A 20,168-nucleotide genomic window follows, 5' to 3' on the forward strand; every position below is an offset into this window, starting at 1 on the left:
GCTCCTCTTGTCGGGCATCGGGAGCGCGGGTGCCCGGCCTCAAGCCTCTGGCACTGCCCTTCCCTCCGCCCGTGCTAACGGGTTCAGGTTCGACGGGTCGGGCTGCGTGACCAGCCCCTCTCAGCCACACTGGCTCCCCGGGGTATGGCGCCCTTCTAAAGCCGTCTCGCAACCGTAGCAACCAGCCTTTGATGCAGGGCGAACACTTGACCGATCATTCCTCCCCACTGGACTTGGACCGTCTGGCTGGGGATAGTCCGGTTCAAGCCCGCGCCGAACCTTGCACGGCGGCGGGCACCGGAGCAGGATCATGACCGTCACGCTGGTTTCCGAACGCGCCCTCAATCCGCACGACGTCAGCCTCAACGCGCTCTACACCGAGGATCGCTGGCGCGAGCCATTCCGCTGGCTGCGCGAGAACATGCCCGTCAGCTATCGCAGCGAAAGCCCGTTCGGCCCTTATTGGTCGGTCGTCACCCATGACCTGATCCAGCAGGTCGAGCTCGATCCGGCCACCTATTCCTCGTCTTGGCAGCGCGGCAACATCACCATCGCGGATTCGGTCAACGAAACCGAGTTTCCCAACTTCATCGCCCAGGACCCGCCGATCCACACCGCCCAGCGCAAGGTCATCGCCCCGGCCTTCGGCCCGAGCCAGATGATCAAGCTCGAACGCCTCGTGCGCGAACGCACCACCCGGTTGCTGGATGAACTCCCGCTCGGCGAGGAATTCGACTGGGTCGAGCGCGTCTCGATACCCCTCACCCTCGGCATGCTCCTGATCCTGTTCGATATGCCCTTCGACGAATGGCGCGACATCAAGCGCTGGTCGGATTGGGCCAGCGGCGTCTCCGAAGACAGCCTCAACGATGCCTACCGCGCCGAATTCGTTCAGCAGATGGGCCAGATGCTGATGCGCTTCGACCGCGAGCTTGAGGCCCGCCGCGCCCTGCCGCCCAGCGACGACCTCCTCAGCCGCATGGTCCACTCCGACGCGATGGGCCACCTCAGCCCACCCGAGCGCATCGCCAACATCGCCCTGCTGATCGTCGGCGGCAACGACACAACGCGCAATTCGATGAGCGGCCTGATCGAGGCGCTGCACCGCTATCCCGACGAACTGGACAAGCTGCGCACCGATCCCGCGCTTTCCGCCAATGCCGCGCAGGAAATCATCCGCTGGCAGTCGCCCGTCACCCATATGCGCCGCACTCTTACCCGCGATGCCGAGCTTGGCGGCCAGCGCCTGTCCGAAGGCGACAAGATCGTCATGTGGTACATATCCGGCAATCGCGACGAGAGCGTGTTCACCGATGCCGAACGCTTCGACGTGACCCGCGAGAACGCCCGCCGCCACATCGGCTTCGGCCACGGCATTCACCGCTGCGTCGGTGCACGCCTTGCCGAAGTGCAGATCGCTGCGGTTATCGAGGAAATTGCCACCCGCCGCTTGCGCATCACCCCGCAAGGTGCGCCCACGCGCCTCGCCAGCCCGTTCCTCCATGGCTTCACCGCGATGCCCGTCGTGATGACCAGGGACTGAGCCTCTATCGGGCGATCGCTCCCGCTGCGTCGGCAACCCCGCGCCTGCGCCCTTTGGCATCCCACGCCAGACTTGGCTGGCTGACGGAGGCAGCAAGCGTGCCCGCAGGCGTGAAGTCCCCCGTTGCTTCCCCCGGCCAGATTTCGGCCTCGGTGCCTCCGGTCGTCGTCCCCGTGGAACCAGCGGGCGGCGCGCTCATCGCGAACAAGTGGTTGTTCGTGACCTTCATCTGCTCGCTCGGTGGGCCTGACCAGACCACGTTGGGCGAGACGTTGTTCGCAAACAGGCAATACCTGTCGATCTCCATGCCATCCTCGGTCCTGAAAGCCCAACCTTGCGTCATGGAGTTATGCGCGAAAACCAGATGCGACTTCCGCCCGGCACGCCCGATCTGGCTGAACAGGTAGTCTTTCCGCCCGTACTGGACGTAGACGTTCTTGGCCGCGAAGCAGTTGTTGACGAAGACAAAGTCCCGCGCCTGAGCCGGCGAGGAAATGAAGAAGCACTGGCCGACGAACTCGCGCACCACATTGTCGGCGACGATGACGTTTTCCTCGATGCCCTGGAACAGGTGCTGCCAGAAGTCGGCATGAATGTCGAACATCGTAACCACAGGCAGAGCCACACCTTTGACAGGGGTCGGTCCGAACGCTCCCCCCTTCAGCTTGGTCAGCGAACACATTGTAGCCCGGCGCGTATTGTCCTGCAGCACGGCGGAGAAACCGGGCAGCCGGTTGAGCCAGTCGACCACCTCGGCGCAGGAAGTGGCGGTGCTGGAGCTCTTGCTGGCCTCGAACGTCCCGACGATCCCACCATTCACGCGGGCGGTGAACGTGCGCTTTGCCGCATCCGAAAAGTCCGATAGCTCCAGCGTCGCCGTTGCCCCGTCCCCCGTGTAAGTGACTGTGAAGGCGGGCATCTCCTTTGCCCAGGTCGAGCACCCGTCGAAATTCTCGACGAGAGTGCCGATGACGCAGCGGGCATCCGTCAAAGCATCGCCCAGACCGTCCGAAAGCCTGCACCCCCGCACCAGGCTGGCACCGCAGGCGGTGTTGAACATTCCGCTGATGTCGCTTTCGGTGAACCACGGGTTGTTGCGCGCCACCGCGAAGGCCTTTGGTCCACGCGTCGCCGGATTGACATAGCCCGAACCGCCAGTGACCATGATCGTCACCCCATCGAACCAGTGCTGGTTGCCGCGTCCTTCATGGTAGATCGTGTCCATGTTGCGATGGTTGATCGTGATGTTCCGGCCGCGGAAATGCAGCCCGTCATACCCGGTCCGGGGAGCTCCGGGGACGAACTGGCTGGCGCTGATCGTCACCGGCACGTTCGCGTCGATCGTCGCGTATCCCTTCGCGGTGGTGTAGCGCGTCCCGATCGCGTCCAGAGCATAGTCGTTGCGCTGCTCGACAAGAGTGATGCGCGGCCGGTGGCGGCCCTGCGCCGCTGCATAGGCCAGCGCATTGCGGATCGAACAATAGCGCGAACCCGAGATCTCCGGCTGCGATGGCGCGACCGTCATTTCAAGATCGTGCAAGTTCTGTGAAGGCATGAACAGGTAAGGCCCCATGACCCTGTTCTGCATGTTCGGATCACGCGGCACCGCTTCGAAGAACAGGTTGGCATCGCCGTGCCGACCGTCATGCTTGAGGCAAACCCACCAGCCGAGGTATCGGACCGCCCTTCCGTTGGCGTCATTGAACGTCTGATACGATGGCTCGGCAATCTCGATACGGTTGCCCTCGTAATGGACGACGACCGACTTCAATCCTTGGTTCTCGAGCATCGAGCCGCCATCGTTGGCGAAAGCCGCAACGCCCACCAGCAAGTTGTCGGTATAGGCCTGATTGGGCGGCACGATCAGCCGCATTGCCGGCTTGGCCGTCTGGCGCACCGGATCGGTCGGCAATGCCGAGAAGCCGGATCCTGCCGTCCCGGTCCATCCTGCAGCTGGCCAAAGGGCATGGGCGTCGGGCGCTGACTGCGTTGCCGATGCCTGCGGCTGCTGCCCGGTCGTAGTCGTCGGCAACAGGACCGGCGCGCTGCTGCCTTGTCCGCCGCCACCGCAGGCTGAAAGCGCGAAAGTCATCGCCGCCCCACCCAGAAACGACCTGCGATTTAAACCGTGATCCCACCGCGCAGAAAAGCCACCGGCAACACCGCTATCCACCACCAACCCGAACCCCGCCTGACCCCGAAAGTACGGGGGAAATGCCGGGAAAGGCTGGCTTCCGGATAGATCGATATACCTCTAAGCAATTGTATTTAATAAGTAATCAGATGTTCACCGCGTGCATCTGCGCGGTTTGGGCTAATGGGCCTCAGAGGCCATGACTTCAGCGCGGCGAATTCCCGCAGGAAACCGCAATCCGCAATGTCGACGATGCTTTCCAGACGATCGAGAACGAGGTCCACGGAAGTGGCGCAGCACTGTCGAAATCATGACAGCCAATTATGAAACTGTCGGCTCAGGCACCTTCGCAACCACAAGCCGGCTGATTCGACCGGCCACGGATTCGCGCCCGCCGATTGACGGGGTTCTAGTGGTTCTTTCCCGGTACGGAAGATCGAAAGACCGCAGTCCCGCTGCGCTTACGCCGCCGCCAGTTGCGCGCCCCGGCTCACACCGTCGTAGACGAACTCCTGGCCGTCAAGATCGATCGCCGGAAAGGCCTCGCGCTCCAGCCAGTAGCTCTGGTTATGTCGCCAGACCTCGTTGTTGCCACGCCGGGGCAGCTTGTCCATGTCGCGCATCAGGTAGCCGGGGTTGAAGTTGTCGGCCTCGATCCATGGCAGGATCTCCATGCCGGCATCCTCATCGCGGAAGGCGACCTCCACCTTGTGCGCGCCGCGCTCGTCCATGTGATTGAGCAGGCGGCAGACGAAATCGCCCATCATGTCGACGCGCAAGGTCCAGCTTGCACGGAAGTAGCCGAACACCCAGGCCATGTTGGGCACCCCGGTGAACATCATGCCGCGATAGGTCACGGTATCGCCCCAGTTCACCGCCTTGCCGTCCACCTCGAACGGAATGTCGCCCAGCACCTTCAGGTGGAAACCGGTGCAGGCAACGATGATGTCGGCCTCCAGCAGTTCGCCGCTCTTGGTCAACACGCCCTTCTCGGTGAAGCGGTCGATTGTATCGGTCACGACCTTGACCTTGCCCTCGGCGGCAGCGCGGAACAGATCGCCGTCCGGGCAGAAAGCCAGTCGCTGCTGCCACGGCCGGTACTTCGGCGTGAAGTGCGGTTCGAACGCGAAGTCCTCGCCGGCATAGGCGCGCGCCGCCATCTTCAGCTCCTCGAACACCACGTCGGGCTCCTCGACGCAGCGTTTGTCCATCAGCGCCTGGTCATGCATGATCTGCGCGCGCACCACGCGGTGGATCGTCGGCTCGTCGATGCCGATCTGGCGCAGGCGGTCGGCCAGTTCGTTCTGGTTGGGGTGGCAGTAAAAGTAGGTGGGCGAGCGCTGCAGCATCGTCACCTGCGCCTTTTCGGCAAAGGCCGGCACCACCGTCGCCGCCGTCGCACCCGATCCGATCACCAGGATGCGCTTGCCTTCCCAGTCGGTCGCCGGGTCCCACAGCTGGGCGTGGACGAACAGGCCCTTGAAGTCGGAGACGCCCTGCCATTCCTTGGGAATGTATGGCACCTGATGGTCGTAGTAGCCTTGGCACATCCACAGGAAGTTCGCGGTGAAGATCGCCGTGCTGCCGTTTTTCGTCGTTGCCTCCAAGGTCCAGCGATTGCTCGCGCTGTCCCACTTGGCGCTGGTGATCGTGTGGCCATAGCGGATATGCTGGTCGATACCGCCGTCCTCGATCACCTCGCCCATGTAGTCGAGGATCGCCTGCGCGCTGGCAATCGGTGCACCGACCCACGGCTTGAAGCGATAGCCGAAAGTGTAGAGGTCTGAATCCGAACGCACGCCGGGATACTTGTGCGTCTCCCACGTGCCGCCGAACGTGTCCTTGCTCTCGATGATCGCATAGGTCTTGCCGGGGCACTGCTCCTGCAGGTGCCAGGCAGAGCCAATGCCGGAAATCCCGGCGCCTACGATCAACACGTCAAAGTCGCCGCCCGATGCTGCCTGCTCGCTCATCATGCCTCTCCATGGTCTGACGCCATATGCGGCCGTTCTCGGCTCATCGGGAAAGGTGACATTGATGCATATCAATTGGCAACCGAGTGCCCCTGTCATTGAGGCATTCGGTCAAGAAAATCGGTTGATCAGCCAGCCGCTTGCCACTGCCGCACCGCCTCCACCGGCCATGCCAGCATCAGCACGTTGAGCGTCAGGTTGTCACGGATCATCGCGAGCGTGAACAGCTCGAACAGGACGGCGACGACCGCCGTTACCAGCGCGGGTGCCCGGCTGGCGAAGACAAAACCGAAGGCCATGAACGCCATGTCACAGAAGGAATTGAGTACGCTGTCGCCCGAATAGCCGAACGAGATCGTCACGGCGCGATAGCGGTCGATGATGATCGGCGAGTTCTCGAGAATCTCCCAAGATCCCTCCACCAGCACCGCCAGCGCCAGCGCCCACTGTGGTGAAATCGCCTTGAGGCCCATCTTTCGCCACAACAGATGCGCTGCGCCATAGAGCAGGAACCCATGGATCACGTGGCTGAAGCTGTACCAGTCGGAAATCTGCTGGCTGTTCTCCGCCGATTCCACCACACCCTGCCACAGCCGGATCGTCCCGCATGGGCAGATTGGCGGCCGTGCCATGCCCAGCAGGATCACCACGATCCCCAGCGCCACGCCGATAGCGGCAATCCAGCCTGCCTTGCCCGGTCGCAACGAAATTCCTGCCATCATGCAAAACGCCCCCCGATCCATGCCCTTTCTGACGGGTCTCACTGCCAGTCACAAGCCCATGGTTGCACCGGCAACCGCATCCCCCTAAGCGCTAGGCATGAGTGTGCGGAACTGCGACATCGCGATCCTCGGCGGAGGGCTGGCCGGCGGCCTCGTCGCCCTCGCCCTGCGTCACGCCCGCCCGGAGCTCGATATCGTCCTCGTCGAACAGGGTGAGACGATTGGTGGCAACCATGTCTGGTCGTTCTTCGGCACCGACGTGAACAAGGCCGGGCGCGAGTTGCTCGACGGCATGGTCGTCGCGGCATGGCCCGAATACACCGTGCATTTCCCGCGCTACGAACGGCGGCTGAAAACCAGCTACTACTCGATCAACTCCCACCGTTTCGACAAGGTCGTGCGCCAGCGCCTCGGCGAGCAGTCGATCCTTACCGGCGTCCGCGCTCTCGCCTGCAGCGCCACGAACGCCACCCTGTCCGACGGCACCCGCCTCGAAGCCAAGGGCGTGATCGACGCCCGCGGCCTGCGTAACGTTACGGACCTGACCGGCGGCTGGCAGAAGTTCGTCGGCCGCCGCTTCCGCCTCTCCGCGCCCCACGGCCTCGACGCTCCGATCGTCAAGGACGCCACGGTCGAGCAGATCGACGGATACCGCTTCGTCTATTCCCTCCCCTTCACAGCCGACGAGATCTTCGTCGAGGATACCTATTACTCCGATGGCCCCGCCCTCGATGCCGACGCCATCCGCGCCCGCATCGACGCCTATGCCGCCGCCAAGGGCTGGCAGATCGCCGAAGTGCTGGAGGAAGAACAAGGCGTCCTGCCCGTCGTCGCCGGGGGCAACTTCGATGCCTTCTGGCGCGCCAGCGGTGGACCCGTCGCCCGCGCCGGGGTCCGGGCCGGCCTCTTCCAGGCCGTCACCAGCTACTCGCTTCCCGAAGCCGTGAAGTATGCCCTCGCCCTCGCCCGGCAGCAGGATCTCTCCGGCGAAGCCCTCGCCCAGTTCAGCGAGTACTGGGCGCGCGAGCATTGGGCGCAGTCCGCCTACTTGCGCCAGCTCTCGGCCCTGCTCTTTGCAGGGGCCGAGCCCGACAAGCGTTACCGCGTCCTCGAACGCTTCTACAGCCTGCGCCACGGGTTGATCGAGCGCTTCTACGCAGGCAAGACCACCATGTTCGACAAGGCCCGCATCCTCGCGGGCAAGCCGCCGCTCCCGATCACCCGCGCCTTGGGCGTGCTGACCGGCCTCGGCGCGCGGCCCAAGCCTCTTACCTTTGCAGGAACTCCACGATGAAGCGCGCTTGCGTAATCGGCTCCGGCTTCGGCGGCCTTGCCCTCGCCATCCGCCTGCAGTCCGGCGGCATCCAGACCACCGTGATCGAAGCGCGCGACAAGCCCGGCGGCCGCGCCTACCACTGGGAGAAGGACGGCTTCACCTTCGATGCCGGCCCCACCGTGGTCACCGATCCGGCCTGCCTGCAGGAACTCTGGGCCTTGAAGGGCCACCGCATGTCCGACGATGTCGAACTCATGCCGGTCATGCCGTTCTACCGCCTCAACTGGCCCGACGGCACCAATTTCGACTATTCCAACGACGAAACCCAGCTCCGCGCCGAGATCGCCAAGCTCAACCCCGCTGACGTCGCCGGGTACGACGACTTCCTGCAATACTCCGCAGGCGTGTTCGAGGAAGGCTACGTCAAATTGGGTTCGGTCCCGTTCCTCGATTTCGCCTCGATGCTCAAGGCCGCCCCTGCGCTTGCCCGTTACCAGGCCTGGCGCTCGGTCTATTCGATGGTCTCGTCCTACGTGAAGGACGAACGCCTGCGCGAGGCGTTCAGCTTCCACACCCTGCTCGTCGGCGGCAACCCGATGAACACCAGTTCAATCTACGCCCTGATCCACAAGCTCGAGAAGGACGGCGGCGTGTGGTGGGCCAAGGGCGGCACCAACAAGCTGATCCAGGGCATGCTCACCCACTTCCAGCGTCTCGGCGGCGAAGTGCGCATGGGCGATCCGGTCACCCACATCGAAACGCTCGGCACCCGCGTCACTGGTGTGAAGACGAAAAGCGGCTGGTCAGAGAAGTTCGACGCCGTCGCCTCCAATGGCGACATCGTCCATTCCTACCGCGACCTGATGCCTGACAATCCACATGCACAACGCCGCGCAAAGGCTTTGACCAAAAAGAAATTCTCGCCAAGCCTCTTCGTCGTCCACTTCGGCATCGAAGGCACCTGGCCCGGCATTCCGCACCACATGATCCTGTTCGGCCCACGCTACAAGGGCCTGCTCGACGACATCTACAAGCACGGCGTCCTGCCCGAAGACTTCTCGATCTACCTCCACCACCCGACCGTCACTGACCCGTCGGTGGCCCCGGAAGGCATGAGCACCTTCTACGCGCTCGTCCCCGTAGCCAACATGGGCAAGCTCCCGGTCGACTGGAACGAAATCGGCCCGATCCTTGAGAAGCGCATCCTCGACGAGGTAGGCCGCCGGCTCATCCCGGACATCCATTCGCGTATCGTAACGAAGTTCCACTACGCTCCGGCAGACTTCAAGACCGACCTCTCGGCCCATCTCGGTAGCGCATTCAGTCTCGAACCGCTCCTCACACAGAGCGCCTGGTTCCGCGCGCACAACCGTGACGATGCCATTTCGAACATGTATCTGGTCGGCGCGGGAACCCATCCGGGCGCCGGGATTCCCGGAGTGGTCGGCTCGGCCAAGGCCACCGCGAAACTGATGCTGGAGGATCTTCTTTGAAACGTATTGCCGTCTACTGCGGCTCCGCCTCGCCTGCCGATACCCGTTACGTAACTCTCGCCCGCCAGATCGGCGCCGAACTCGCCCGGCGCGGCATCGGCGTGGTCTATGGCGGTGGACGCCTCGGCCTGATGGGCGCGGTAGCCTATGGCGCGCTTGATGCTGGCGGTGAAGTGATCGGCGTGATCCCCGAAGCCCTCGTCGGCAGCGAGGTTGCCAACCACGATTGCACCGAACTGCACGTCGTCCCAGGCATGCACGAACGCAAGAAGGCCTTTACCGACCTCTCGGACGGCTTCCTCACCATCCCCGGCGGCGTCGGCACGATGGACGAACTGTGGGAAGCTGTCAGCTGGGCGCAATTGGGCTATCACGCCAAGCCGGTCGGCCTGCTCAACGCCTATGGCTTCTACGACCACCTGCTCGCCTTCAACCGCCACATGATCGAGGTCGGCTTCATCCGCGAAGCCCATGCCGGCATCATCATCGCCGAACCCGATCTCGATATCCTGCTGGCGCGCATGGAAGCCCACGTTCCGCACAAGCCGATCTTCGCGATGAAGGCCGAAGATCTCTGAGCAATGCTGGATCGCAATTCTCTCGTTACTAACGCCCGCACGTCGATCCTGAAGGGCTCGAAAAGCTTCGCCCTCGCCAGCCACCTGTTCGATCGCGAGACCCGCGAACGCGTTTGGCTGCTCTACGCCTGGTGCCGCCGCTGCGACGATATCGTCGACGCTCAGGACCACGGCGGCGCTTTGGGCGCTCAGGAGGGCGCTGCCGAACGCCTGGCCCTTGTGCGCGAAAAAACGGCGCTCGCCTTCGCAGGTCGCGAAACCGGTGATCCGGCCTTCGACGCGCTCGGCCTCGTCGCCCGCGAAACCGGCCTGACGATCGAGATGGCCCGCGCCGTGATCGATGGCTTCGCGCTCGATGCCGCCGAATGGCAGCCCCACACCGAGGCCGACCTGATGCGCTACTGCTGGCATGTCGCCGGGGCCGTGGGTGTGATGATGGCCGTGGTCATGGGCGTCTCGCCAGACGACGACGACACGCTCGACCGCGCCTGCGACCTCGGCCTTGCCTTCCAGCTCGCCAACATCGCCCGCGATATCGAGGAGGATGACGCCGCCGACCGCTGCTACATCCCGCTCGACTGGCTCTCGGAACTCGATATCCCGCCGGGCGAGCAGATGAAGCCGCACTATCGCCCCGCGCTCACCCGCCTTGTCGCGCGGATGTGCGAGACAGCGGAAATCCACGAATGCTCGGCCCGCATCGGCGCGGCCCGCCTCAAGGGCCGCCAGCGTTGGGCCATCCTCGCCGCCGCGGGCATCTATGGCGAAATCGCTCGCGAAGTCGCCAAGCGCGGCGACCACGCCTGGGACCACCGCACCGTCGTCACCAACGCCCGCAAGCTCGGCTTTGTCGGCAAGGCGGCATGGGCGGCGCTGCGCCCCGTCCCGCGCTCCAGCATCGCCAAGGCCAGCGAGCGCCGCTTCTCCCGCGCTGACCTGATCGCGCTCGCGGCGCGCCATCCCGCCTGAAGGCGCGGCGGTAAGCCTTTACTTCCGCGTGGCCACAAGTTGTGGCACACTGGTTCCCGAACAGCAGCAGGAACCTCGCCGTGGATGCCGCGACCGCTTCCGTTACGTTACAGGAATCCGCTACAACGGTCGAAACGCGGCCCCTGGTCTATCGCACGCGATTACCGGTCAGGATCTGGCACTGGACCAACGCGCTGACGATCTTCGTCATGCTGATGAGCGGCGCGACGATCTTCAACGCCCATCCCCGGCTCTATTGGGGCAAGTACGGCGCCACTTTCGAAACGCCCTGGCTGGAGATCGGGCGGCAGGGCCAGCAGGGCTTCCTGCGCCTCGGCTCGCTGCAATTCGATACGACCGGCTTTCTCGGTCTTACCGAGCATTCGACCAGAGCCTTCCCGCCGCTGGTCACCATCCCCAACTACTACAGCCTCGCCGAGGGCCGCCAATGGCACTTCTTCTTCGCGTGGGTGCTGGTCGTTTCGATTGCCGGTTTCGTAATTTATGCATTGTTTTCCAGACACCTGTCGCATGATCTTGCGCTGACGCGTGAAGAGCGCAAGCTCTCCCACTTGTGGCATGACATCAAGGAACACGCCCACTTGCGCTTCCCCACTGGCGAAGCGGCCAAGGCCTACAACCCGTTGCAGAAGATCGCCTACCTCAGCGTGATTTTCGTGCTGATCCCGCTGGTGGTGCTGACCGGCATGACCATGTCGCCCACGCTCAACGCCGCCTTCCCGTGGCTTCTCGACATTTTCGGGGGGCGGCAGTCTGCTCGTTCGATACATTTCCTTTGTGCAACAGGCTTCTTAGCCTTCATCTTCATCCATCTTCTGATGGTCCTGCTCGCAGGGCCGTTCAATGAACTGCGCTCGATCATCACCGGCTGGTACCGATTGCCCGCCGAGCGGAGGCCAAAGCCATGACGATCATCACGCGGCGCACCGCGCTCGTTGGCGCAAGTGGCCTGCTGCTCGCCGGTTGCGAGAAGATCACCACCTCGCCCACGGTGCGCAAAGTGCTGACTCTTGGCGAAAAAGCCACGCTGTCCGGCCAGCGGCTGGTCACCGATCGCAACGCCTTGGCGCCCGAGTTCACCCGCGCTGACATCTCCCCGAAGTTCCGCATGAATGGCAATCGCCTGCCGGGTTCGCCCGAATATCAGGCGCACATGGCCAGCAACTTCGCCGACTGGAGGCTGGAGATCGGCGGCAAGGTCGCCCGCCCGTTCAGCCTCACCCTTGCCCAGCTCAAGGCCGCACCGCAGCGCACCCAGATCACCCGCCACGATTGCGTCGAAGGGTGGAGCGCGATCGGCGAATGGACCGGAGTACCGCTCGGCCTGCTCTTGCGTCAGGCACAAGTTTCCCCATCTGCACAATACATTGTCTTCCATTGTGCAGACGATTTCTCAGGCAAGCCCTACTATGAGAGCATCGACATGATCGATGCCCTGCACCCGCAGACCATCCTCGCCCACACCATGAACCGCCAGCCCCTGCCCGTCGGCCATGGCGCACCGATCCGCCTGCGCGTCGAGCGCGCACTCGGGTACAAGCAGGCAAAGTACGTCATGAAGATCGAGGCGGTCGAAACCTTGGCCGGACTCTACGGCGGCGGTGGCGGCTACTGGGAGGATCATTCCGGCTACCAGTGGTTCGCCGGGATCTAGACCTTCACCACGCCCCGCTCGATCAGGCTCCGGGCACAGTCGAGGATCGATTCCTCCACCGGTCGCATCGCCCAGCCCAGCCGCTCCTGCGCGTGGGCAGAGTTCGCGCCGCGCACGTTGCCGAGTTCGCCCGTTACCTGACGGATCACCGGATTGAACAGGGCCACCGTCCGCACCAGCCAGTCGGGCAGCCGGCGCGTCGGCACCTTGCGCGCCTGCGGCCCGAGGTGTTCCTTCAGCACCTTGGCAACATCCACGATCTTCAGGAACGGTCCCGAGGCAATGAAGCGCTCGCCTGCGATCCCCGGCGTGGTCAGCGCCCGCACGTGCAGGTCCACAACGTCACGCACGTCGACAAGCCCGAAGCCCAGGTCCGGACAACCCGGCAAAGCCCCGGAAAGCAGTTGCTTGACCACCTCGATCGATGGCGAGAAGTCATCGCTCCACACCGGCCCCAGCACCGCCGCCGGGTTGACCGAGACGAACTCCATGCCCCCACCCTGCGCCGCCACCCACTCCCGCGCCGCGCGCTCGGCAAGGGTCTTGGACTTCACATAGGCATAGACATCCTCGCCCTCGAGATTGGTCCAGTCCTGCTCGGTAAACTCGAACACGCCCTTGCCATGGCCATAGGCAATCGCGGCGACGGAAGAGGTCTGCACGAACCGCGTCACCCCGGCATCGCGAGCGTAACGTAACGCCCGCAACACCCCTTCGCGCGCCGGGACAATCAGGTCGTCCTCGTGGCGGGGCGCCGTCGTGGTGAACGGCGAGGCGACATGCGCAACATGGCTGCACCCGGCCATCGCCTCGGCCCACCCGGCGTCCGCTGTCAGGTCCGCGGCAAAGAAGCGCAGCGTCTCCGCGGACCCGCCCAACAGCGGCCGCAGTTGCGCTTCGCGAGAGAGCGAGCGGACGGTGGCGTGGACGGTCCAGCCCTCGGCCAGAAGCTGGCGGATGAGGAACCCGGCGATGTAGCCGCTGCCACCTGAAACGAGGACCGTGCCTGCCATTTTTCCGCTCTCCCCACCGACCGATTTGGCCAGAGGATAGCGTCAACGCGTCCGGTTGCAAATCGCCACCGTTCTACCCCCCGACAGTTGACCTCAAGTCCGGCAGAGTTGCCGGTGAGTCAGGGGGGAGTTGCCCGTTTGCCTGCGAGAGTTGGAAAACGGGCAACTTTACGGATTATCGCATCAGAACAAGCTCTTCCGCCATCGAGGGGTGCAAGGCCACCGTCGCATCGAAATCCGCCTTGGTCAGCCCCGCCTTCACCGCGATTGCCGTCGCCTGCAGGATCTCCGGGCTGTCCGGCCCGATCATGTGGATCCCCAGCACCTTCTCGGTCGAGGCATCAACGATCATCTTGTAAAGCCCGCGCTCCGGACGATGGCCGAAGATGTTCTTCATCGGGCGGAAGTCGGACGAGTAGACCTTGATATTGCTGCCAAATGCCTGACGCGCCTGGCTTTCCGTGAGGCCCACGCCCGCCAGCGGCGGCTGCGAGAACACCGCGCTGGGGATGCAATCATAGCTGACCGACGTCTCCTTGCCCCCGAAAACACGGTCGGCAAAAGCCTGCCCCTCACGGATCGCGATGGGGGTCAGTTGCACCCGGTTCGTTACGTCACCGACGGCGTAGATGCTGTCACACGATGTCTTGCCATGATCGTCGACCGGAATTTCGCCCGCCGAACCCAATGTAACTCCAGCATTTTCAAGGCCCAGACCATCGGTCTTGGGCCGACGCCCAGTCGCTACCAGCACCACGTCGGCGTGGATCGGATCGGGCTGCTTGCCGAGGAACACGTCGATCGAACCATCCTCGCGCTTCTCGACGCGGTCGAACGGGCAATTGAACTTGTACTCGATCCCGCGCGCCATGGTGATCTGGAGCAGGCGATCGCGCAGGGATTCGTCATAGCCGCGCAAGATCGTCTCGCTGCGGTTGACCACCGTTACGTGACAGCCCAGCGCGTTGAAAATGCCTGCGAATTCCATCGCGATATAGCCCGCGCCGGAGATCACCACGCGCTTGGGCAGCTTCTCGAGATGGAATACCTCGTTCGAGGTAATGCAATGCTCGCTGCCCGGAAACTCGGGCATGACCGGCCAGGCACCGGTGGCGATGAGGATGTACTTCGCGCTGATCTCACGGCCCGAGGCGAGGCGCACGAGGTTCGGTCCGGCAACGGTGGCACGCTCGAGAAAGCGCTCTACCTTGTTGTTTTCCAGGGTGTTCGTGTAGGCGGTATTGAGTCTGTCGACATCCTTGAGGACCGCGTCACGTAACGTCGGCCAGTCGAAAGTCATTTTCTCGACAGTCCAGCCGTAGTTGGCCGCGTCCTGCAATTCCTCGGCGAAGTGCGAACCGTAGACGAGCAGCTTCTTGGGCACGCAGCCCCGGATCACGCAGGTCCCGCCGACGCGATATTCTTCGGCCACGGCAACCCGCGCACCATGGCTGGCCGCGATGCGGCTCGCGCGGACGCCGCCCGAACCTGCGCCAATCACGAAGAGATCGTAGTCGAAGTCCCGCCCGGATACCTGCTTTACCATATGCACTCCTTGTATCGCAGGAGCATATGGCCTCTGGCCTTGCGCAAGACCAGAGGCATTTCGGCGATATTGTTAGCTGACCGAACGATCAGCCCCCAATGCCCGCCGCGGCCAGCAGGGCCTCGGTCGAAGGATCGAAGCCCTCGCCGCCACCGGCCTCAATCTGCTTGGCGATTGCCTTGCCGAGTTCGACGCCGAACTGGTCGAACGGGTTGATCCCGAGCATCGCCGCCGAAACGAAGGTGCGGTGTTCATGGAATGCAATCAGCGCGCCCAGCGTGGCGGGATTGAGGTCCTCACACAGGATCGTCGCCGAAGGACGATCACCCGGATAGGCGCGCGCGCCATCATCGGAGGCCTTGCCCGCCATCAACGCGGCGCCCTGGGCGAAGCAGTTGGACAGCAGAATCTCATGATGCGCCGGATCAAGGTCATGGCCCGGCGTTTTCACCGCAAGGAAATCGACCGGGATCAGATGCGTGCCCTGATGCAACAGCTGGAACACGGCGTGCTGGGCATCGGTGCCAACGCCACCCCACGTCACGGGCGCGCTCGGGCGGGTCAGCGGCGTACCATCGGCCAGGACGCGCTTGCCGTTCGATTCCATTTCGAGCTGCTGGAGATAGTCGGGCAGGAGCTTCAACCGCTCGTCATAGGCGAAGACGGCGCGCGTCTGGCAGCCACGGACCTGCGTGTAATAGAGGTCGGCAAAGGCGGCGCGGACAATCACGTTCTCGGCCAGATCGACGTCAATGAAATGGCGATCGATCGCCGCGGCGCCGTCGAGGAATTCGGCAAAACCGTCCCAGCCTAGCGCCATGGCAACCGGGAAACCGATTGAGGACCACAGCGAATAACGCCCGCCGACAGTCTCGGAGAACGGCAGCACGCGGGTTTCGTCCACGCCCCACTCGACCGCCTTTTCGGGCGATGCAGTCAGCGCGATCACGCGGCCGTAGGGATCAGCCACGCCACCCTCGCGCAACCATTCCAGCGCCGAGTGCGCATTGGTCATGGTCTCGGTTGTGGTGAAAGTCTTGGATGCCACTGCGATCAGGGTCGTTTCGGGATCGCAGGCCTTCATCGCCGCTTCCAGCGCACAACCGTCGATGTTCGAGACGACATGGACCGCAACCTTGGCACCATCGCGCGTCAGGGCGTCAATGGCCAGCGCCGGCCCTAGTGCCGAACCACCGATGCCGATGTGGATCAGGCTCTTCACCTCGCCCAGCGCGCCCTCGTGGATCGCCTCGACCAGCATTCGCATGCGGGCGTGAAGCGCCTCGGCTTCCTCGACGCTGGTATCCTTGCCGATGCCGCGCTGTGCCGTGTGCTCGGCGGCGCGGCCTTCGGTGTTGTTGATCTTCTCGCCAGAGATCAGCGCATCGCGGCGGCCTTCAAGGTCCATCGCGGCCGCAACGGCGCCGAGCAGGGCATCAACTTCAAGCGAAAGGTGCGTTTTGGACCAGTCGAATATGACCGGACCGCCCGGCAGGTCGATCGTGGTAGAGTAGCGCGCAAGCCGCCCGGAGTCAGCGAACAGGTCCTTCAGCGTCGGCCTTGGCAGGCCTTGAAGTGCGGTCCAATACTGTTCTGCCTCGCCTGCCGACATGTCCAACCTCATCCTTTCGCAACTGCGTAATGGCTCTAATGCCCGCTAGCAGGCCCCTCGCCAAGCACGCTGTTCATCCATCGGCAAGCTGCGCAGACGTATTTCGGCTACTGTATTAGACCAACAACACACTTGACGAAGGGCCTTGCTGGCAACATGACCGCGACGATGAACGACACGCCCGAAGCCAGCAGCCCGACACCGGCAGACCAAGCGCCACCTGCACCTTCTGCAAAGAAGGAAAAGAAGGAGGACAGTTTCCCGGTCTTCCTGATCAAGCTGGTGCTGGTCGTCGCGATCTTCCGCAGCTTCATCTTCTCGCCGTTCAACATCCCGTCGGAATCGATGCTGCCACGGCTGGAGAACGGGGACTACCTGCTCGCCGCCAAGTGGCCCTATGGCTACAGCAGCTATTCGCTGCCGTTCAGCGCGCCGCTGCTGCCCAAGCGCATTTTCGCCCGCCAGCCCGAGCGCGGCGACATCGCGATCTTCAAGGCGCCTCCCGGCAATGACGTCGATTACATCAAGCGCGTGATCGGCCTGCCGGGCGATACGGTGCAGATGATCGACGGTGTCCTCCACCTCAACGGGACGGCCGTGCCGAAGGTAAAGGTCGAGGACTTCGTCATTCCGGTGAGCCCCAACACCGACTGCATCTCGCCGGAATTCGTGGTGACCGAGGCCGATGGCAGCCAGACCTGCCATTACCCGCAGTTCCGCGAGACCCTGCCCGGCGGCAAGAGCTACAACGTGCTCGACCTTGGCCAGCGCGATGCCGACAACACGGTGCCGGTGGTCGTGCCGGAAGGCCATCTGTTCATGATGGGCGACAACCGCGACAATTCGATGGACAGCCGCTTCCCGGCAATGGAAGGCGGCGGCATCGGCCTCGTCCCGCAGGAAAATCTGGTCGGCCGTGCCACGATCATGATGTGGTCGACCGATGGCAGCGCCAACTGGTTCCTGCCGTGGACCTGGTTCACCGCTGCACGCTGGAACCGCATCGGGGGCACGTTCTGAGCGCGCTCTCCCCAGAAACGCTGGCCTATCTGACCACGCTGACCGGCGAAGCGCCCGCCCGCCCCGACCTCTGGGCGGAGGCGCTGACGCACGGTTCGATGGGCGTCGCCCGCGATTACCAGCGGCTCGAGTTCCTGGGCGACCGCGTACTTGGCCTCGTCATTGCCGAATGGCTGCACGAAAAGAGTGATGCCGCCGAAGGCAAGCTGTCGCAGCGCCTTAACGCGCTGGTCAGCCGCGAGACTTGCGCCGACGTTGCGCGCGAGATCGACCTGTCGGCCCATATCCGCCTTGGCAAGCAGGCGCGCGACGATGGTGGCGCCAGGAGCGATAACATCCTTGGCGACGTGATGGAATCGCTGATCGGTGCGCTGTTCGTCGAGCGCGGCTTCGAGGCAGCCCGCGCCTTCGTGCGCAAGCTGTGGACCAAGCCGATGGCTTCCGGCACCGGCCAGCGCAAGCATCCCAAGGCAGCGCTGCAGGAATGGGCGGCCGGCAATCGCCGCAAACCGCCGGTCTACACGCTGGTCGCGCGCGAAGGGCCGGACCATGCGGCCAAGTTTACCGTGGCGGTCGAAGTCAAGGGCGTGGGCAGCGCGAGTGCTACCGGCAGCAGCAAGCAGGAAGCCGAAACCTCGGCTGCGCGTGCCTTCATGCAAGCCTACGGCTGAGCCGATCCTGCCCCCCCAACTAGCGGCCAACGCGCTTTTGGCCTAAGATGGCCGCAACTCTTCTGAAGAACTGGAATAATGACCGAAAAATGTGGCCTCGTGGCCGTCCTTGGCGCACCGAACGCCGGCAAGTCCACCCTCGTCAATGCGCTCGTCGGCCAGAAGGTGGCGATCGTCTCGGCCAAGGCGCAGACGACGCGCGCGCGCCTGATGGGCATAGCGCTCGAAGGTGAAGCGCAGATCATCCTGGCCGACACCCCCGGTCTGTTCGAACCGAAGCGTCGGCTCGACCGTGCCATGGTCAGCGCAGCGTGGGACGGCGCGCACGAGGCTGACGCGATCCTGCTGGTGGTCGATGCCCGCAAGAAGAAGCGCGATTATCTCGAGCCCATCCTCGAAACCCTGAAAGGCCGTCCGGAGCGCAAGCTGCTGGTGCTCAACAAGGTGGATTCGACGCCCAAGGAGCCGCTGCTCGTAATGGCAGAGGCGCTGACGCAGGAGGCCGAATTCGACGAGGTGTTCTTCGTTTCGGCTCTGACCGGCGATGGCGTGCCGGAACTCAAGCAGCGCCTCGCCGCACTCATGCCGGAAGGCGCGTGGCATTACCCCGAGGATCAGGTTTCGGACGCCAGCGAGCGCCTGATGGCGGCCGAAATCACCCGCGAGCAACTCTATCGCCAGTTGCATGACGAGCTGCCCTACGACAGCACCGTGCGGCCCGAAAAGTACCTGACGCGCAAGGATGGCTCGATCGAGATCCACCAGCAGATCGTCATCGCCCGCGAGACGCAGCGCCCGATCGTGCTCGGCAAAGGCGGCGCCAAGATCAAGGCGATCGGTGAGGCCGCGCGCAAGGAACTGGCGCAGTTGCTCGAAACCAAGGTCCACCTCTTCCTCCACGTCAAGGTGGACGAGCGCTGGGCCGACGCCAAGGAAATCTACGAAGAGATCGGGCTGGAGTGGGTGAAGTGATGCGTTGGACCCTGGCGGCCTTCGCGCTTGCCGCGACTCCCGCCCTCGCCAAACCCGCGCCACTGCCAGAGGGTGCGCGTTACGTTGCGCTCGGCAGTTCGTTCGCCGCAGGACCCGGTGTCGGACCGAACACGCCGGGCACACCGCCGCGCTGCGGCCGTGGCACGCTGAACTACCCGAACCTGCTCGCGGCAAGGCTGAAGCTCTCGTTGATCGACGCCACCTGCAGCGGCGCCACGACCGAGCATGTCCTCGGCCCCTGGAATGAAGTTCCGCCACAGATCGAAAGCGTGACTGCCGATACCAGGCTGGTAACGGTCACCATCGGCGGCAATGACGTGAACTTCGTCGGCAACATCTTTGCCGCTGCTTGCGAGCAGATGGCCACGCCCGATGCGCGGTGCCAGAAGTGGCGCGAGATTGGTGATGACGTGTGGAAGGGCGATGAAGAGCGCATGCGCCGCATCGTTCGCGAAGTGCGGACACGCGCGCCTCAGGCCCGCGTCGTGTTCGTGGACTACATCACCGTGCTTCCGCCAAAGGGCACATGCGCGGCCGTGCCGATCAGCAATGAGCGCATGAAGCAGAGCCAGGCGGCAGCCAAGCGTCTTGTCAAGCTGACTGCAAAAGTCGCGCGCGAAGAAGGAGCCGAAGTGTTCCGCTTCTCTGCCCTGTCGAAAAGCCATGCCCCCTGCTCGGCAGAACCCTGGAGCAATGGTCTGACGGCGCCTGCGGGCGATGGCATTCCGATCCATCCCAATCGGGCGGGACATGAGGCTGCAGCAGCGGGGCTGGCCAAGTTCCTCAGCTGATTTCCCCGCACTTAAAACGCTTCACCGCCTTAATCGGACCACTTGCCGCAATGCAGCATCCTTGCTGCAATGCGGCATGGAACCGAAATTCGCCGTTCACATTGCCGTTCTAGCGTCGCTCGCGCGAAGGGTACGGGCAGTTCGCCCGTTAACGTCCCG

General features: G+C 63.7%; 17 protein-coding genes and 1 riboswitch. Of the genes, 11 read left to right on the forward strand and 6 right to left on the reverse strand.

The genetic code is table 11. The features are described from left to right. Positions 1–42 precede the first annotated feature (42 nt). Positions 43–150: riboswitch (TPP riboswitch) on the reverse strand. 160 nt (positions 151–310) lie between these two features. After that, on the forward strand, positions 311–1,543 hold the full coding sequence (locus tag I2488_RS10225) for a cytochrome P450 (protein ID WP_196275705.1): 1,233 nt from the start codon (positions 311–313) through the stop codon (positions 1,541–1,543). Between the two features lie 4 nt (positions 1,544–1,547). Here the strand turns inward: I2488_RS10225 and I2488_RS10230 are convergent, their stop codons facing one another. The 3 genes from I2488_RS10230 to I2488_RS10240 all read right to left on the reverse strand — a co-directional run bounded on the left by I2488_RS10230 (position 1,548) and on the right by I2488_RS10240 (position 6,372). After that, positions 1,548–3,635 (reverse strand): hypothetical protein, encoded by a 2,088-nt coding sequence (locus tag I2488_RS10230; protein ID WP_196275706.1) that lies wholly within the window; start codon positions 3,633–3,635, stop codon positions 1,548–1,550. A gap of 503 nt (positions 3,636–4,138) precedes the next feature. Continuing rightward, complete coding sequence (locus I2488_RS10235) at positions 4,139–5,650, reverse strand: flavin-containing monooxygenase (RefSeq protein WP_196275707.1); 1,512 nt, start codon at positions 5,648–5,650, stop codon at positions 4,139–4,141. Positions 5,651–5,778: 128 nt separating this feature from the next. Then, positions 5,779–6,372 (reverse strand): DUF2585 domain-containing protein, encoded by a 594-nt coding sequence (locus I2488_RS10240; protein ID WP_196275708.1) that lies wholly within the window; start codon positions 6,370–6,372, stop codon positions 5,779–5,781. A gap of 97 nt (positions 6,373–6,469) precedes the next feature. Here I2488_RS10240 and crtY point away from each other — a divergent pair, with 97 nt between their 5' ends. From crtY to I2488_RS10270, 6 genes are all read left to right on the forward strand, one after another. Next, a complete protein-coding gene (gene crtY / locus I2488_RS10245) occupies positions 6,470–7,666 on the forward strand; it encodes a lycopene beta-cyclase CrtY (protein WP_196275709.1) in 1,197 nt (398 codons plus the stop codon). Then, positions 7,663–9,141, forward strand: a complete 1,479-nt coding sequence (locus tag I2488_RS10250; RefSeq protein ID WP_196275710.1) for a phytoene desaturase — start codon at positions 7,663–7,665, stop codon at positions 9,139–9,141. The genes crtY and I2488_RS10250 overlap by 4 nt, the downstream gene beginning before the upstream one ends. Further along, positions 9,138–9,719, forward strand: a complete 582-nt coding sequence (locus tag I2488_RS10255; protein ID WP_196275711.1) for an LOG family protein — start codon at positions 9,138–9,140, stop codon at positions 9,717–9,719. Before I2488_RS10250 ends, I2488_RS10255 begins: the two co-directional genes overlap by 4 nt. Before the next feature lie 3 nt (positions 9,720–9,722). Continuing rightward, positions 9,723–10,688: a phytoene/squalene synthase family protein gene (locus I2488_RS10260; RefSeq protein ID WP_196275712.1), complete on the forward strand. Its 966-nt coding sequence runs from the start codon at positions 9,723–9,725 to the stop codon at positions 10,686–10,688. Between the two features lie 80 nt (positions 10,689–10,768). Then, complete coding sequence (locus I2488_RS10265) at positions 10,769–11,617, forward strand: cytochrome b/b6 domain-containing protein (RefSeq protein WP_196275713.1); 849 nt, start codon at positions 10,769–10,771, stop codon at positions 11,615–11,617. Further along, positions 11,614–12,363: a molybdopterin-binding protein gene (locus I2488_RS10270; RefSeq protein WP_196275714.1), complete on the forward strand. Its 750-nt coding sequence runs from the start codon at positions 11,614–11,616 to the stop codon at positions 12,361–12,363. Before I2488_RS10265 ends, I2488_RS10270 begins: the two co-directional genes overlap by 4 nt. Here I2488_RS10270 and I2488_RS10275 read toward each other — a convergent pair. The 3 genes from I2488_RS10275 to pgi form a co-directional block, all read right to left on the reverse strand. Beyond that, positions 12,360–13,376, reverse strand: a complete 1,017-nt coding sequence (locus tag I2488_RS10275) for an NAD-dependent epimerase/dehydratase family protein (RefSeq protein ID WP_196275715.1) — start codon at positions 13,374–13,376, stop codon at positions 12,360–12,362. The genes I2488_RS10270 and I2488_RS10275 overlap by 4 nt on opposite strands. A 175-nt stretch (positions 13,377–13,551) precedes the next feature. Continuing rightward, entirely contained in the window at positions 13,552–14,922 is a 1,371-nt protein-coding gene (gene gorA / locus I2488_RS10280; RefSeq protein ID WP_196275716.1) for a glutathione-disulfide reductase, read from the reverse strand. Positions 14,923–15,010: 88 nt separating this feature from the next. Then, positions 15,011–16,534 (reverse strand): glucose-6-phosphate isomerase, encoded by a 1,524-nt coding sequence (gene pgi, locus I2488_RS10285; RefSeq protein WP_196275717.1) that lies wholly within the window; start codon positions 16,532–16,534, stop codon positions 15,011–15,013. Positions 16,535–16,690: 156 nt separating this feature from the next. Here pgi and lepB point away from each other — a divergent pair, with 156 nt between their 5' ends. The 4 genes from lepB (at position 16,691) to I2488_RS10305 (ending at position 20,009) form a co-directional block, all read left to right on the forward strand. Further along, a complete protein-coding gene (gene lepB / locus I2488_RS10290) occupies positions 16,691–17,554 on the forward strand; it encodes a signal peptidase I (protein ID WP_246465601.1) in 864 nt (287 codons plus the stop codon). After that, the gene (gene rnc / locus I2488_RS10295; RefSeq protein WP_425492394.1) at positions 17,509–18,225 is read left to right on the forward strand and encodes a ribonuclease III; all 717 of its coding nucleotides are present in this window, start codon (positions 17,509–17,511) and stop codon (positions 18,223–18,225) included. Before lepB ends, rnc begins: the two co-directional genes overlap by 46 nt. 78 nt (positions 18,226–18,303) lie before the next feature. Next, a complete protein-coding gene (era, locus tag I2488_RS10300; RefSeq protein ID WP_196275718.1) occupies positions 18,304–19,197 on the forward strand; it encodes a GTPase Era in 894 nt (297 codons plus the stop codon). Then, positions 19,197–20,009 carry an SGNH/GDSL hydrolase family protein gene (locus tag I2488_RS10305; RefSeq protein WP_246465620.1) on the forward strand — a complete coding sequence of 271 codons (813 nt, stop codon included), beginning with the start codon at positions 19,197–19,199 and terminating at the stop codon, positions 20,007–20,009. Before era ends, I2488_RS10305 begins: the two co-directional genes overlap by 1 nt. Positions 20,010–20,168: the final 159 nt, after the last annotated feature.

The organism is Novosphingobium jiangmenense (assembly GCF_015694345.1).
Classification (GTDB): domain Bacteria; phylum Pseudomonadota; class Alphaproteobacteria; order Sphingomonadales; family Sphingomonadaceae; genus Novosphingobium; species Novosphingobium jiangmenense.